10 protein-coding genes are annotated in these 14,368 nt (G+C 74.3%); 2 read left to right on the forward strand and 8 right to left on the reverse strand.

Translation table 11 applies throughout. The annotated features are described in order from the left end of the window. Positions 1-19 precede the first annotated feature (19 nt). The 7 genes from ACFW1A_RS28720 to ACFW1A_RS28750 form a co-directional block, all read right to left on the reverse strand. On the reverse strand, positions 20-346 hold the full coding sequence (locus ACFW1A_RS28720; RefSeq protein WP_380413645.1) for an antibiotic biosynthesis monooxygenase family protein: 327 nt from the start codon (positions 344-346) through the stop codon (positions 20-22). A gap of 131 nt (positions 347-477) precedes the next feature. Beyond that, entirely contained in the window at positions 478-711 is a 234-nt protein-coding gene (locus ACFW1A_RS28725; RefSeq protein WP_380413647.1) for a hypothetical protein, read from the reverse strand. A 57-nt stretch (positions 712-768) separates the two neighbouring features. After that, a complete protein-coding gene (locus tag ACFW1A_RS28730; RefSeq protein WP_380413649.1) occupies positions 769-1,599 on the reverse strand; it encodes an SAM-dependent methyltransferase in 831 nt (276 codons plus the stop codon). 64 nt (positions 1,600-1,663) lie between these two features. Next, positions 1,664-2,389, reverse strand: a complete 726-nt coding sequence (locus ACFW1A_RS28735; RefSeq protein ID WP_380413651.1) for a hypothetical protein — start codon at positions 2,387-2,389, stop codon at positions 1,664-1,666. Positions 2,390-2,508: 119 nt separating this feature from the next. Beyond that, positions 2,509-3,759 carry a low temperature requirement protein A gene (locus ACFW1A_RS28740; protein WP_380413653.1) on the reverse strand — a complete coding sequence of 417 codons (1,251 nt, stop codon included), beginning with the start codon at positions 3,757-3,759 and terminating at the stop codon, positions 2,509-2,511. Between the two features lie 184 nt (positions 3,760-3,943). Beyond that, positions 3,944-6,394 (reverse strand): PQQ-binding-like beta-propeller repeat protein, encoded by a 2,451-nt coding sequence (locus ACFW1A_RS28745; RefSeq protein ID WP_380413655.1) that lies wholly within the window; start codon positions 6,392-6,394, stop codon positions 3,944-3,946. Positions 6,395-6,396: 2 nt separating this feature from the next. Next, positions 6,397-8,628, reverse strand: a complete 2,232-nt coding sequence (locus tag ACFW1A_RS28750; RefSeq protein ID WP_380413657.1) for a PQQ-binding-like beta-propeller repeat protein — start codon at positions 8,626-8,628, stop codon at positions 6,397-6,399. A 289-nt stretch (positions 8,629-8,917) separates the two neighbouring features. Here ACFW1A_RS28750 and ACFW1A_RS28755 point away from each other — a divergent pair, with 289 nt between their 5' ends. Beyond that, positions 8,918-10,918, forward strand: a complete 2,001-nt coding sequence (locus ACFW1A_RS28755) for a WD40 repeat domain-containing serine/threonine protein kinase (RefSeq protein ID WP_380413659.1) — start codon at positions 8,918-8,920, stop codon at positions 10,916-10,918. A gap of 96 nt (positions 10,919-11,014) precedes the next feature. Here the strand turns inward: ACFW1A_RS28755 and ACFW1A_RS28760 are convergent, their stop codons facing one another. After that, positions 11,015-13,126 carry a transglycosylase domain-containing protein gene (locus tag ACFW1A_RS28760; protein WP_380413661.1) on the reverse strand — a complete coding sequence of 704 codons (2,112 nt, stop codon included), beginning with the start codon at positions 13,124-13,126 and terminating at the stop codon, positions 11,015-11,017. Between the two features lie 338 nt (positions 13,127-13,464). On the opposite strand from ACFW1A_RS28760, the gene ACFW1A_RS28765 reads away from it, so the two are divergent. After that, positions 13,465-14,301, forward strand: coding sequence for a hypothetical protein (locus ACFW1A_RS28765; protein WP_380413663.1), 837 nt, complete (start codon positions 13,465-13,467; stop codon positions 14,299-14,301). Positions 14,302-14,368: the final 67 nt, after the last annotated feature.

Consider the following 14,368-nt stretch of genomic DNA (forward strand, 5'->3'; position numbering starts at 1 on the left):
GGCAGGGGAGATCAGTGCCTCACTCGCCCTTCGGAGCCGCCTGCTGGACCACCTCGAACGACCACAGCGTCGCCCCGGAGGCCGCCGGCTTCGGCTGCTCGCCGCCCTCGCCGCCACCGCGGTGGGCGGCCTTCATCGGACCCTCCAACCAGGCCTGGAACGACGCCTCGTCCCGCCAGCGGGTGTACACCAGGTAGGTGTCGGTGCCCTCGACGGGGCGGAGCAGCTCGAACCACTCGAACCCGTCGGAGTTCTCCACCGCGTGCGCCCGGGCGGCGAACCGCTGCTCCAGGACCTCACGCTGCTCGGCCGGCACGGTCAGGACGTTGATCTTCACTACGCTCATGCCACCATCCTGCACCACACCGGGGCCCGGCTCGCGTCCCGGGCGGCCGGCGCCCGGAAGCGAGGACGACACGCCGTCAGCTGACGGCGTGTCGCGGTGGGTGCGGGGTGGCGGGTGCGGGGTGGGCGGGGTCAGGCTTCGCCGGGGTGCCAGGTCGGCCATTCCCAGGGGTGGTCGGCCCAGTGGACCTGGTCGGGGTCGTCCAGGTCGATGGTCGGGAAGAACCGGCTGGCCTCGGCCCTGAACTCCTGCTCGTCCACCGGCTCGGTGCCGTGGCCCTTGAACCGGACCAGGCGGTACCGACTGTCGGCGGACAGCGCCGCCACGTCGATCAGCGGGTCGGACTGGTAGCTGTTGGTGTCCATGTGGCCAGGGTGCGCCCGCCCGCCGCGAAGCGCACCCAGACCGGGACCGGACCGGTGCTACGGCTTGCGTGCGACGCCCGCCCAGTAGTAGGCGGCCTGCGGGTCGGCGGGCGGCTCGCCGTCGGGGTGCCAGGCCATCACCGGCACGATGCCCGGCTCCAGCAGCTCCCAGCCGTCGAAGAAGGCGGCCACCTCGGCCCGGGTGCGCGGCACCAGGACCATCCGCCCCTCGCCCTCGGCGTCCACCACGGCGCCCACCGCCGCCGGGTCGAAGTCGGCGGTGACGTGGCTGAGCGCCACGCAGCTGCCGGACGGCAGCGCGGCCATCAGCTCCTGCACGTGGTCCCGGGGCCGGTCGGCGTCCGCGACCAGCATCAGCACGCCGAGCAGCATCAGCGCGACCGGCCGGTCCAGGTCCAGCGTCTCGCGCAGCGCCGGGTGGCCCAGGATCGCGCCCGGCTCGCGCAGGTCGGCGTGCAGGTAGGCGGTGCGCCCGGCCGGGGTGCTGTCCAGCAGGGCGCGGGCGTGGGCCAGCACGATCGGGTCGTTGTCGACGTAGACCACCCGGCAGCTCGGGTCGGCCTGCTGGGCGACCTCGTGGGTGTTCCCCCGGGTGGGGATCCCGGTGCCGACGTCCAGGAACTGGCGGATCCCCTCCTGGCGCACCAGCCGGCGCACCGCCCGGCCCAGGAAGCGCCGGTTCTCCCAGGCCATGGTGCGGATGGTGGGGATCAGGTCCTCGACCGCGGCGCCGAGCCGCCGGTCGGCGGCGAAGTTGGTCATGCCGCCGAGCCAGTAGTCGTACATCCGCGCAGAGTGCGCCACGGTGGTGTCGATCACCGCCGACTCGTCGCGGTCGCCCGGCAGCGCCCCCGCGTCCTGCGTCATCCCATGACCTCCCCGTCGAAACCGGGCACACCCTACCGTACGGTGTCCGACCGTTGACCCACGGTCAGCTGGGACGTTCCGCGGGCTCGGCCGGTCCGGTCCGCCGGCGGGCCCGGTGGAAGTCCGGCTCGACGGCGACGACGCAGAACGCGTGCATCGGGTCGTTGGTGCCCTCGGGGTCGAAGAAGCCGACCATGTCGCCGAGGAAGGTCTCGCCGTGCCGGTGGACGTCGCGGTCCTCGGCGACGCGGTCGCCGACGTCGGTCAGCCAGTCGCCGATCCAGAAGAGCAGTTCGGCCCGGGCGGTGATGACGGCGGTCGCGGCGTGCTCGACGAACCGGGCGGGGTGCCGGTCGGCCAGGCGGCGGACGTCGTCGGGCCGGTCGGCCGAGCGCGGCGCGGGGGCGGTCACGCGCACCGGCACCGCGCCGCGGTGCGTCCCGTGCCGCGTCCCGTGTCGCATTCCGTGCCGCATCCCCTGCCGCAGGCGCGGCCAGTCGGACGGCCGCAGGCCCGTGTCGGTACGGGCCAGCAGGAGCGGAAGCGGACGGACGGGGCCGAAGGAGGTCCGCGATCCGGCGTCCGGCGGGACGGGCACGTACACCGCGCTGTGCGGGCTCGTCGCCGCGACGCGGAACAGGGCGCCGAGCCGGAGCAGGTCGGCCCGGCTCGCGTACAGGTAGCCGACCTGGTGGTCGGGCGGGTGGACCACGGTGCTGCGGAGCATCGGACCGGTGTGCAGGATCCGGCCGAGCCCGGCTCCGGCGCCCGCCACCTGATGGCTCGTCACCCGCAACCGCATCCGACGGTCGGCGACCCCCGTGTGCCCAACCTCCATGCGACCAGCCCCCATTCGCCCATCCCCCCTGGGCCCAGTAGATCACGCGTACCGGTGGCCCTGCCCGGAGTTCACCGGCCGGTCCCCGGGCCGCCCCCGTCGGGCCGGTCCACGGCGGGCTCCGGCTGGCGCAGGAGGTAGGCCACGGCGACGCCCCACGGGATGCCCAGCAGCAGGACCAGCACGACCCCGAGCACCAGCGGGGCCGGGCGGACCGCGGCGAGGGCCAGGCAGGCGAGGGCGGTGGCGGCGCAGGTCCGGGAGAGCGGGCGGTACAGGTCCCGCTTGCTGCGCCAGACGGTGAGGCTGCCGGCCACCAGCATCGTGCTCAGCAGGACCACCGCGGCGCCCGTGCACAGCACCCAGGCGGTCCCGGCGCCGGTGCGGGACGCGTGGGCGTGCTCGACCAGGTCGACCATCGCCGCGCCCATGGCGGCGACCGCCGCCGTCAGCGGCAGGTGCGCGAGCATCCACTGCACGGTGGCGGGCGGCGCCGGCCGCGGCGCGCGGTGGCCGACGAAGTCGAAGTACGTCCACCAGGCGCCGAAGCCGGTCACGACGGCGACCAGGGCGACGGCGAGGGTGAGCGCGTCGGGCGGCTCCGCGGCGAGCCCGGTGACGACGCCGGTCACGGTCTCGCCGAGGACGATGATGATCAGCAGCCCGAACCGCTCGATGAACGCGTCGGTGACGGTCAGCGTCGTGCGGGCCCCCGGCGTCTGCCGCAGGACCAGGGCGGCGAGCCCGGTCAGGTAGAGCAGGTCGAGGACGCCCCAGGTCCACACCCGCGCGCCGGCGGGCAGCAGCGCGCTGGCCCCGAGCACCGCCGCGCAGAAGGCGGTGCCGACGATGTAGGGGCGGCTCGCCCGGCGCATGCCGGGCTCGTCCCCGCGCGAGGCCAGCACCCAGAGCAGGGCCAGCACCGCGAACAGCACCCCGGCGGCGACCGCGAAGGACGCGCCCCGGGCGCCGCCCGCCTGCGGGATGAACGCCCCCAGCGGGACCAGGACCAGGACCTGCAGCAGGAAGGTGACCCGGGCCCGGGCGTCCTCGTGGCCGTGCAGCTCGTGGTGCGCGCTGCCGTTCAGCCAGGCGATCCAGACCAGCCCGAACACCGCCGCGTACTCACCGGTCCCGCGCCAACTGAGCTGCCCCGCGAGGTGGTGCGCCGCCTGGGCGACCAGGACGACCACGACCAGGTCGTAGAACAGCTCCAACGGGCCGACCACCCGCTCGCGCGGCTGCTCCCCGTGCGGGCGCGGCGGCTGCCAGAGCCGCCGCCGCAGTCGCCGGAGCGTCGGTTCCCGGCCGGGTTCGGGCATGCGGGTCCGCCCCTCTTCTCGGTTGCGCGGCACTCCGGGCGCGGTCCGGGACGAACCGGCCCGGGTCGGGTCCAGTCGACCAGTCGAGCGGCGTTCCGCGCAGGACCACGCACCGATCCGTGCCCCGAATTCGTCGGGACAGCGGATCGACCGGCAGGCGGTGTCAGCCGACCGGCAGGCGGTGTCAGGCGCCGACGGCGACCAGGGTGCTGCCGGTGACGCCGTAGAGCACTCCGCCACCTGCCCAGAACAGGACGCTGTTCGTCACCGTCGGGTCGACGCCGCTGAACTGGTAGCTCCAGCGGGCCGTTCCGTCGGCCGGGTTCAGCGCCCAGGCCCTGCCGTTCGCCCAGAGGTACAGGTGGCCGTCCGCGCACTGCAGGGCCAGGAGGTCGTTGGAGCTGCCGGGGACGGGTGCCGCACCGGGGACCGAGACGGTGCCGGCGTTGCTGGGCAGTGTGCCGGCCCAGCGCAGGTCGCCCGTCGCGGCGTCCAGCGCGCAGACCTGGATGTGGCGCTGGAAGTCGCTGCCGGCGGCGTAGACGACGGTGCCGTCCTCGCTGACGGCGACGGCGGTCGGTGCGGACGGGGCCCGGGTGTGCCAGCTCACGTCCCCGGTGGCGGGGTCCACGGCGTAGAGCTGCCGGGCGAGGTAGAGGAACCGGCCCGCGGCCCAGCGGTGCCGGCTGTCGTCCCGGTGCCCGACGAACACGGTCCCGTCGTCCCCGGCCCGGGCCGCCGCGGAGGCGGGCGCGGGCTGCTGCCAGAGCGTCCGACCGCTCGCGCTCGCGTCCAGGCCGAACAGTTGGGGTGACGTCCCGTCGAGGTTGGTGCTCACCCGCAGCAGGTGCGGGCCCGACCCCGGGAGCAGCAGCCGGACCTGTTGGGCCTCGCGCCACTGCGGGTAGGTGGCGTGCCACAGGCGGGTCCCGTGTGCGGTGTCCACGGCCCGGACGAAGTCGTGCCGCGCGCCGCCGACCGGGTGCTCGGTCGGCTGCAGGTCGGTTTCGTAGCCGGTGAGGTAGACGGTGCTCCCCACGACCCCGACGACCGACACGGAGGTCTCCAGACCCTCCGAGGCGGCCGAGGTCCACCGGACGGTCCCGGTGGCCAGGTCGATCGCCCGCAGGGCGGCCGGAGCCTGGAACGGTGCCGCGTTGTGCGCGGCGAGGACTGCGCCGCCGCTCACCGCGACGGGCGTGTCCTGCGGGAAGGTCGCGTTCGGCACGGGTCCCCAACGGGGCTTGCCGGCCGAGTCGACCGCCCGGAGCGCGGTGGCCGATGCCAGCACCACGGTGTCGGAGCTGCCCGTGAGCTGCACGAGCGGATCGGTGAGGGGAAGGGTCCACAGCGGCGTGGCGACGGCGGTGGTGGCGAGCGGGCGGGTGACGTCGGTGAGCGACGGCCCGGCGGTGCGGGTGCCGCGCGCCAGGGCGAGTGCGGTGCCGCCCGCACCGAGCGCCAGGACGGTTCCCGCCGCCGCGAGCAGGACCCTCCGGCGGCCGGGGGTCGATGGTCCGGGGCCGGGGGCGCCGGAGCTGTCCGGGGCGGGGCGGCCGGGGTCGGGCAGCGCGAGGTCCGCGAACGCATCGGCGGCGGGGACCAGGCGGAAGGTGCCGTCGTGGGAGCCGGCCGGTGCGGGCCGGTTCACCGGGGCGGTCGCTGCCGTGCCGGTGGCCCGGTCGGTGTTCGGGTCGGGGTTCGGGCCGGTGGCCCGGCCGCGGTTCGGGTCGGGGTTCGGGTCGGCGTGGCGCTGCGGGGCGAGGAGTCGGGTGACCTCGTCGATGTCCGCGAGGACCGCCGGGGGCAGCCAGGCGCCGACGATGACCGGTTTCGGTCCCCGTTCGACGGCCTCGACGACCTGCCGCGGTGTGGGGCGGTCGGCGGGGTCCTTGGCCAGGCAGGCCGCGATCAGCAGCCGCAGTCCGGGCGGCACCGCCGCGAGGTCGGGCTCCGCCTCGACCACCCGGATCAGCACCTCGATCGCCGGTCCGGTGCCGAACACCGCCTCCCCCCGGGCGGCGAACCCCAGGGTCGCACCGAGCGCGAAGACGTCGCTGGCGGCGGTGAGCGGCTGGGCCCGGGCCTGTTCCGGGGACATGTACGCGGGAGTGCCGAGCAGCACGCCGGGCTCGGTCAGCCCGGCTCCCCGCGCATCCCGGGCGATGCCGAAGTCGATGACGTGCGGGCCGTCCAGCGCCAGCAGCACGTTGCCGGGCTTGAGGTCACGGTGCGTCAGGCCGGCGTCGTGGATGCCGACGAGCGCCTCGGCCATGCCGGCGGTCAGGGCGCGCAGCACCGGCTCGGGCAACGGACCGTGCCGGACCACCGCCTGGTGGAGCGAGATCCCGGAGACGAACGCCGTCGCCAGCCAAGGCAGTTCGGCGTCGGCGTCGGCATCGATCACCGGTGCGGTGAACGCGCCGGACACCGCCCGCGCCGCCGAGACCTCGGCCTTGAACCGCGCCCGGAACCGCGGATCGTCGGCCAGCTCCGGACGGATCACCTTGACCGCGACCGTGCGCCCGGCGGCCGAGCGGCCCAGGAAGACCGCGCCCATCCCTCCCGCACCGAGCCGGCCGACGAGCCGGTACGGGCCGATCCGGCGCAGGTCGCCGGGCTGCAGCGGTTCCATGGTCAGGCTCCGTTCGCATGCAGGACGGTCACGCTGGCCGCCGTCGGGTCCGACAGGCACAGGCGTCCGCCGCCCGCGGCCCAGGACGGGGTGAGCTGGCTGCGCCCGCGCATCCCGGTGTAGCGCCATCGCGGACGGCCGGTCGCCGCGTCGAAGGCCCACACCACGCAGTCCGCGCCCATCCGGTAGACGTTCCCGTCCGCGCACAGCAGTCGGGCGCCACCGACGTGGGTGCCCGGCTCGGCCGGCAGCGGGGCCGTCCAGCGGGTGCGTCCCGTGGCGGCGTCCAGCGCGGTCAGTGAGGCGCCCCCGTCCGTGTCGTTCAGCAACAGGTACACCACGCTCGCATCGGCGCTGGTGGCCAGGCCGTCGCCGGTGAGGGTGGCGGCCGGCACCGCCCGCGCCTGCGTCCACGCGGTCCGGCCCTGGTCGTCGTAGGCGGTGAGTCGGCCGCTGCTCTCCACGACGACGGCGTACGTGCCGGCGTCGAGGACAGTGCCGTCGGAGATCGGCTTGGACCAGGCGCCGGCCCCGTCGGCCGCCAGGGCCGTCAGCTGCTTGGTGGTGGCGGCGAACATGCGCCCGCTGCCCCGGGGCACCGCTGCGGAGTCGAGGAACCGGCCCGGCTGGGGCTGGTGCCAGGCGGTGCGGTGCGCGGCCAGGTCCACGGCCCAGACGCTGCTGGCGATCGCCGTGTCGGCCGTGGTGGTCGCCGGTGCGGTCGCCACCCCTGACAGGGCGTCCGCCGCCGCCAGGCCGGGCGCAGTGCTCTCGACCAGGTAGGCGATGCCCCCGCGCACACCTGCGAAGGTGAGGCCGACGGCCTGCTCGCTCAGCGACGCCACCGGTGTGACCCGGCCCGTGTCCAGATCGAGGGCGACGACCGAGCACGTCGTCGTGCTCGTCGCCCCCAGGTAGAGGGTGCCGGCGTTCAGCACCGCGATGCTGGTGGCGAAGGCCTGCTCCGCCACCGGGAACGTTCCGTCCGGGGCGATCGCCGTCCAGACCTTGCGGCCCCGGTCGTCGTAGGCCGTGACGTTCTCCGCCGAGATCCCGGCCACCACGCCCTGGGTGCTGACCACTTGGGCACAGGGAGCGGACAGGGTCGCCTTCCAGGCGACGGTCCCGTCCGGCACGTCGGCGGCCGACGGCCGGGCGACGGACCCGCCTTGGCGCAGCAGCGCCACCGCGGTACCCGCGGCGGCGAGGGTCGCTGCTCCGCCGACGGCCGCCACCAGCAGGCTCCGGCGGGCCGGCCCGCGTGCGGGCGGCGGCGTCCCGCCGGGTGCGACGGCGCCTGCAGCGGTGTCACCGGGCCCCCGTTCGTGGGGCAGGGTCATCGGGGGCTCGGGCGGGGTGGTCAGCGTCGCCCGGACCGCGAGGATGTCGGCCTCGACCCGCGGCGGCAGCCAGCCGCCGGGCGATGCGGCGGACCGGGCGCGCTCGACGGCGGAGACGATCTGACGCGGCGTCGGCCGGTCCGCCGGGTCCTTGGACAGGCACGCGGCGAGGAGGCCGTGCAGGCCGGGCGGCAGGCCCGCCAGGTGGGGCGGCGCGTTCACCACCCGGAACAGCACGGCGGCGCTCGCGCCGTCGCCGAACGGGGACGCGCCGCAGGCCGCGAAGGCGATCGTGGCCCCGAGCGAGAACACGTCGCTGAGCGGGCCCAACGGCTCTTCCAGCGCCTGCTCCGGGGACATGTAGGCAGCGGATCCGATGATCTCGCCCGTGGCTGTCAGGGCGGTGCCGTCCACGGCACGGGCGATGCCGAAGTCGATGACGTGCGGCCCTTCCAGCGCCAGCAGGACGTTCGCCGGCTTCAGGTCCCGGTGGACCAGCCCGGCCTCGTGCACCCCGGCCAGCGCCTCGGCCACCCCTGCCAGCAGCGGGTACACGGCGCTCTCGGGCAGCGGTCCGTGTCGGGCGACCACCTGGTGCAGCGAGAGGCCGGCGACGAATGCGGTGGCCATCCACGGCACCGCGGCGTCGGCGTCGGCGTCGACGACCGGTGCGGTGAACGCCCCGGACACCCGCCGGGCCGCCGCCACCTCGCGCCGGAAGCGCTCCCGGAACTCCGCGTCCCTGGCGAGGTCCGGCCGCACCACCTTCACCGCGACGGTTCGACCGCCGGCGGAACGGCCCAGGTACACGCGCCCCATGCCGCCGGATCCCAAGATCCCGAGCAGTGTGTAGGGCCCGATCCTCCTCGGATCGTCGACACCCAGACGCTCCACGACAGTTCCCCCCGGTCACGCACGTAGCAAGAATTTACGGATCGTCTCACAACCGGTCCGGCGGGCGAGCCGCCGGTCGTCGCCACGGAACACCGGTGCCCTGGAGCTGTGCTGACGGAGGGCCAGCAGCGTGTGCCGCCCCCGGCACCGGGGCCGCCCCGACCGGCCGGGCCGTTGTGACGGGCCGTTTTGACGAGCTGTGCTGACGGACTTTGCTGACGGGCTGTTCTGACGGGCCGTTCTGACGGGCCGTTCTGACGGGGCCGGGCGTTGACTAGGGTGTCCGACCATGGGGGCGACGAGTGGCGAGCTGATCGGTGGGCGGTACCGCCTGGTCGATGCGGTCGGCCAGGGCGGGATGGGCCGGGTCTGGCGCGGGCGGGACGAGCGGTTGCACCGGGAGGTGGCCGTCAAGGAGATCCTGTTCCCGCCCGGACTGTCGGCGGAGCAGCGCGAGGTGCTGGCCCGCAGGGTCCTGCGCGAGGCGCGGACGGCGGCCGCACTGAACCACCCCGCGATCATCACCGTCCACGACGTGGTCGAGCACGCCGGTGCACCGGTGATCGTGATGGAGTTCGTCGCCGGCCAGTCACTGGCCGCCCGGATCCGCGAACGGGGCCCGCTGCCGGTGCCGGAGGTGGCGCGGATCGGCGCCGCCGTGCTGGAGGCGCTGAGCGTGGCGCACACCGCCGGGGTCGTGCACCGGGACCTCAAACCGGACAACATCCTGCTCCTGGGCCGCCGGGTGATCCTCACCGACTTCGGCATCGCCAGCACCGCCGACGCCACCACGGCGCTGACCAGCACCGGCACGGTCCTGGGCACGCCCGTCTACATGGCTCCGGAGCAGCTGGACGGCAAACCGGCCGGCGCGGCCGGCGACCTGTGGTCGCTGGGTGCGACGCTGTACACGGCGGTCGAGGGCGAACCGCCGTTCGCCGCGCCGACCCTGACCGCGCTGTGCGTCGCCATCCTCACCCGTCCGCCCCGGCCCGCGAAGTACGCCGGTCCGCTCGCACCGGTCCTGAGCGGCCTGCTGACCAAGGACCCGGCCCAGCGGGCCGGCACCGCGCGAACCGCGGCGGCGCTGGCTGCGGCGCTGGCCCCGTCGGTGGCTCCGGCAGGTGCGGCCGGGCCCGGGAACACGGTGGCGGCCGAGACCGTCCGCGAACCGGCCCGGCCACCGGCCGCGGTGGCGGAACCGTCCCGGTCCGTACCGCCGCAAGCGGTGCCGTCACCGGGGCAGTTGCAGGAGCAGGAGCAGGAGCGGCAGCGCCCCGCGGTGGAGCCGGTCCCGCCTGCACCCGTCCCCGCCGGCCGCCCCGTGCTGCGCCGCCGCGGTCTGCTGCTCGCCGGTGCGGGCGCCGTCGCTGCGGCCGCCGTGCCCACGGCGGTGCTGCTGACCCGGTCGCAGGCGCAGAGCCGGCCCCGGTTCAGCGGCCACACCGCCGCGATCCGGTCCGTGGCGTTCAGCCCCGACGGCCGGACCGTCGCCACCGGTGGCGCCGACGGTACGGTGCGGTGGTGGAACGCGGCCACCGGCCGCAGTGCGGCGGTCCTCACGGGCCACCAGGGTTCCGTCAACGCCGTGGCGTTCAGCCCCGACGGCACGACCGTGGCCAGCGCAGGCCAGGACCTGACCGTCCGGCTCTGGGAGGTGGCCACCGGGCGCAACACGGCCACGCTCACCGGACACACCGGACCCGTGAGCTGCGTGGCGTACAGCCCCGACGGCGGGAGCCTGGCCAGCGGCAGCGACGACCGGGCCGTGCGGCTGTGGGAGGCGCGGACCGGCCGGTTCGTCACCGCCTTCGTCGGCCGCGCCGGTGCGGTCCGCTCGGTGGCGTTCAGCCCCGACGGCAGGACGCTCGCCAACGGCGGAGCGGACCCCCAGCTGTGGCTGTGGGACCTGGCCGGCCGGGTGAGCAGCACCGTCGCGAGCCAGCACGACGCGGTGAACTCGGTGGTGTTCACCCCGGACAGCAGGACCCTCGTGGTCGGCGGGCTGGAGAACGCCGTCCAACTGCTCGATCTCGTCGGTCACACGATGACCACCCTCGCGGGCCACTCCGGCACCGTCACCTCGGTGGCGGTCAGCCCCGACGGCAGGACGGCGGCCAGCGGCAGCGCCGACACGACGGTGCGGCTGTGGGACGTCGCCACCGGGCGCAGCACCCGGACCCTCACCGGTGCCACCGACGCGATCGCCTCGGTGGCGTTCAGCCCTGACGGCAGGACGCTGGCCGCCGCCGGCGCGGACCGGGTGGTCCGCACCTGGCAGCTCGGCTAGCACCCCTGCGGACTGCCGGCGAACTCCTCCGGGGTCCGAACCCCGGGGCGGACGCTCTGCATCGCCGCCCCGTGATCCGGACCCCGAACGGTGCTCCTAGTTGCCGTTCCCGTTCCCGTTGCCGTTCCCGCCCGGGGCGCCGGGGCTGTTCGGGTCGCCCGGGCTCGGGCTGGCCGGCGGGTTCTGCGGCGGGGCGGCCGGCAGGTCGACCGACGGGAACGGGGTGGCGTGGACACCGACCAGGGCGCCGCTCATCGCGCTGCGCCAGAACGGGCCCGCGACCTGGGCGCCGAACGCCTGGGCGATCGCGGAGCCGCCGAGCCGCTGGCCCTGCAGCGGCTCCTGGGTGCCCATGTCGCTGACCAGGGTGGCGCCCACCAGGTCGGGGGTGTAGCCGACGAACCACACCTGCTTGCCGTCGTTGGTGGTACCGGTCTTGCCCGCGTTGTCGCGGTCGTCCAGGCCGATGCCCGAGGCGGTACCGCCGTCCTGGACCACGCCCTTGAGCATCGCGGTGATGGTGTCCGCGGTGGTCGCCGACATCACCGGGGAGCAGGTGCTCGGCGGCACCGCCAGGTTCTTGCCGTCGGGGCCGGTCACCGCGGTGATCGCGTTCGGCGCGCAGTAGGTGCCGTGCGAGGCGAAGGCGGCGTACGCGGCGGCCATGCCGAGCGGGGTCAGCGAGTTGACGCCGAGCGTCATGGACGGGACGACCTGCAGCTTCTCGCCGCCGGACTGCTGGGTGATGCCCAGTCGGTTGGCCATCTGGGCGGTGTTGCAGAGGCCGACCTGGCCCTCCAGGCTGGCGAAGTAGGTGTTGATCGAGGCGGCCAGCGCGCCGGGCATCGCGTAGGTGCCGTTCTCGCTCTGGGAGTCGTTGTGCACCGGCGGGTCGGAGGCCTTGGCGACGTGCCGGCGGCCCTGGCAGTCCGTCATCGTCGGCCACGGGATGCTGTACGGCGTGGTGAAGCTGGTGTCCGGGCCGAGGTTGGACTCCAGCGCGGCGGCGGCCACGATCGCCTTGAAGGTCGACCCGGTCGGGAAGCCCTCGCCGCCGCCCATCGACTTGTCGACGTTCAGGTTGAGGGTGGTCTGGGTGGTGGGGTCCAGGCCGTACGGGCGGCTCTGGCCCATCGCCAGGATCTTGCCGGTGCCGGGCTGCACCATGGTCATCACGGCCACCGGCTTGTCGGTCGGCTTGGCCTTCGTGCTCAGTGCCTTGTTCAGCGCGTTCTGCGCCTTCGGGTCCAGCGTGGTGCGGATCTGCAGGCCACCGCGGTTCCACAGCGCCTGGCGCTCGGCCGCGGTCGCGCCGAAGGCCGGCTGGCTGAGCACCAGCTTCTTCACGTAGTCGCAGAAGAACCCCTCACCGTTCTTGGCGGTGATGCAGCCCTCCTGCGGGCGGCTGACGTTGAGCTGGATCGGGGTCGCGATGGCCGCGTCGCCGTCGGCCTTGCTGATGCTGCCGTACTGCACCATCTTCTTGAGGACGGTGTCGCGCCGTTCCTTGGCCGCGTCCTTGTGCAGGATCGGGTCGTAGTTGCTCGGTGACTGCTCGATGCCGGCCAGCATCGCGGCCTGCGGCAGGGTCAGGTCCTTCGCGTGCACACTGAAGTACCGCTCGGACGCCGCCTCGATGCCGTACGCCTGCTCACCGAAGAAGGTGATGTTCAGGTAGTTGGTGAGGATCTGGTCCTTGGTGAGGGTCTTCTCGACCTCGATCGCGTAGCGCATCTCCTGCAGCTTGCGGCCGACGGTCTGCCGCTGCGCCTCGGCGACCTTGGTCGGGTCGTTGCCGGCCTCGTCCACGAAGACGTTCTTCACGTACTGCTGGGTCAGCGTCGAGGCACCCTGGGTGCCGCCGCCGCCCGCGTTGTTGCCGACCGCGCGCAGGATGCCCTTGGGGTCGACGGCGCCGTGCTCGTAGAACCGGTTGTCCTCGATGTCCACCAGCGCCTTGCGCACCAGCGGGGATATCTGGTCCGCCGGCACCACGGTGCGGTCGCGGTCGTAGGCGGTGGCTATCAGGTTGCCGCCCGCGTCGTAGATGGACGAGGCCTGGGAGAGCGGGGGTGCCTTGAAGTCGTCGGGCAGGTTCTCGAAGCTGTCGGCGGACGCCTTGGCACCCACCCCGATCCCCCCGACGAACGGCACCGCCAGGCCGGCCACCAGCACTCCGGCCGTTCCGCTCACCAAGACGAAGCGCATCCCCAGCACGGTGAGCGCGACAGGCCCGCGGACACGGGTTGAATTCGTTGACTTCACGTCAGAAGGGTACGGTCCGATCATAAGAAATTTGCCCGGGGGTCGCCCCCACCGGCTGCGACCCGTCGGAGCCCGCCGGACAGCCCGGTCCGCCGGCCGGCTCGCCGCCCCGAGTGGGCGCTGCCGAGCGGCCCGCCCTGCGGCCGCCGTGCGCGCCGCCCGCGGAGCCTGCCGATGCGGCCGCCCCGGAAACTGATTCGGCTGATGTCCGAGCGATGGGCATACTGAGTGGTCGATCACCAGATGTTCACATCATCGCGCCGCTCAACTGAAGGAACTTCATGTCCCCCCATCGGATCGTCACCTCCGCCGTGCTCTGCGCACTGCTCGCCACCGGCGCCACCGCCTGCGGCAGTTCCACGAGCACCACGGCCAAGGCCGCACCTTCGGGCAGCGCCGCAGCCGTTTCGCCGACTGCGGCCAGCCCGTCGGCGAGCGCGAGTGCCTCGGGCACCGTCGACCTGGACTCGCTGACGGCGGCCCAGGTGGAGGACGCGGCGCACGCCGCGATGGCCTCGCTCACGTCGATGCGCGTGGCCGGCTCGACGACCTCCGACGGTCAGAAGATCACCTTCGACCTGACGGCCGACAAGGCGAAGGACTGCCAGGGCACGGTCACCATCGGCTCGATGGGCAGCATCGAGATCCTCCACAACTCCACCGGCAGCTGGGTGAAGCCGGACCAGGCGTTCTGGAAGAGCGCGGCCGCCCAGCAGGGCAAGCCGGGCGCGGGCGCCATGGCGGCCGAGCTCTTCAAGGGCCGCTACCTGACCGGCGGCCAGGACGACCCGGACATGAAGCAGATGACCTCGATGTGCGACGTGGTCGAGGGCATCGCCAACGACACGTCGAAGGCGACCAACGCGACCAAGGTCGGCCCCGCGACGGTCAACGGGCAGAAGACGCTGGGGATCAAGGACACCGACGACGACGGCACCGTCAGCACGGGCTACGTGGCCACCGAGGGCAAGCCGTACCTGCTGCGGCTGGTGAGCGAGGGGTCGGACGGCGGCCAGCTGGACTTCACCGACTTCGACAAGCCGCTGACCGTCCAGGCACCGCCGGCGGACCAGGTGGTCGACTTCTCCCTGTTCAAGCAGAAGCTCAACTCGGTCTGATCCCGGCGCTGACCCGGCCCGCGCTCCCGACCCGGCCCCTGCCCCTGCCCCGGGCCCTGACCCTGAC

The sequence above is a fragment of the Kitasatospora sp. NPDC058965 genome (assembly GCF_042741245.1).
Classification (GTDB): Bacteria; Actinomycetota; Actinomycetes; order Streptomycetales; family Streptomycetaceae; genus Kitasatospora.

Excerpts from the sequence above, each read along its gene's own strand:
- ACFW1A_RS28765 (WP_380413663.1), top strand. The coding sequence starts at position 13,465 with ATGTCCCCCCATCGGATCGTCACCTCCGCCGTGCTCTGCGCACTGCTC.
- ACFW1A_RS28720 (WP_380413645.1), bottom strand. The coding sequence starts at position 346 with ATGAGCGTAGTGAAGATCAACGTCCTGACCGTGCCGGCCGAGCAGCGT.
- ACFW1A_RS28740 (WP_380413653.1), bottom strand. The coding sequence starts at position 3,759 with ATGCCCGAACCCGGCCGGGAACCGACGCTCCGGCGACTGCGGCGGCGG.
- ACFW1A_RS28730 (WP_380413649.1), bottom strand. The coding sequence starts at position 1,599 with ATGACGCAGGACGCGGGGGCGCTGCCGGGCGACCGCGACGAGTCGGCG.
- ACFW1A_RS28725 (WP_380413647.1), bottom strand. The coding sequence starts at position 711 with ATGGACACCAACAGCTACCAGTCCGACCCGCTGATCGACGTGGCGGCG.
- ACFW1A_RS28745 (WP_380413655.1), bottom strand. The coding sequence starts at position 6,394 with ATGGAACCGCTGCAGCCCGGCGACCTGCGCCGGATCGGCCCGTACCGG.
- ACFW1A_RS28760 (WP_380413661.1), bottom strand. The coding sequence starts at position 13,126 with ATGCGCTTCGTCTTGGTGAGCGGAACGGCCGGAGTGCTGGTGGCCGGC.
- ACFW1A_RS28755 (WP_380413659.1), top strand. The coding sequence starts at position 8,918 with ATGGGGGCGACGAGTGGCGAGCTGATCGGTGGGCGGTACCGCCTGGTC.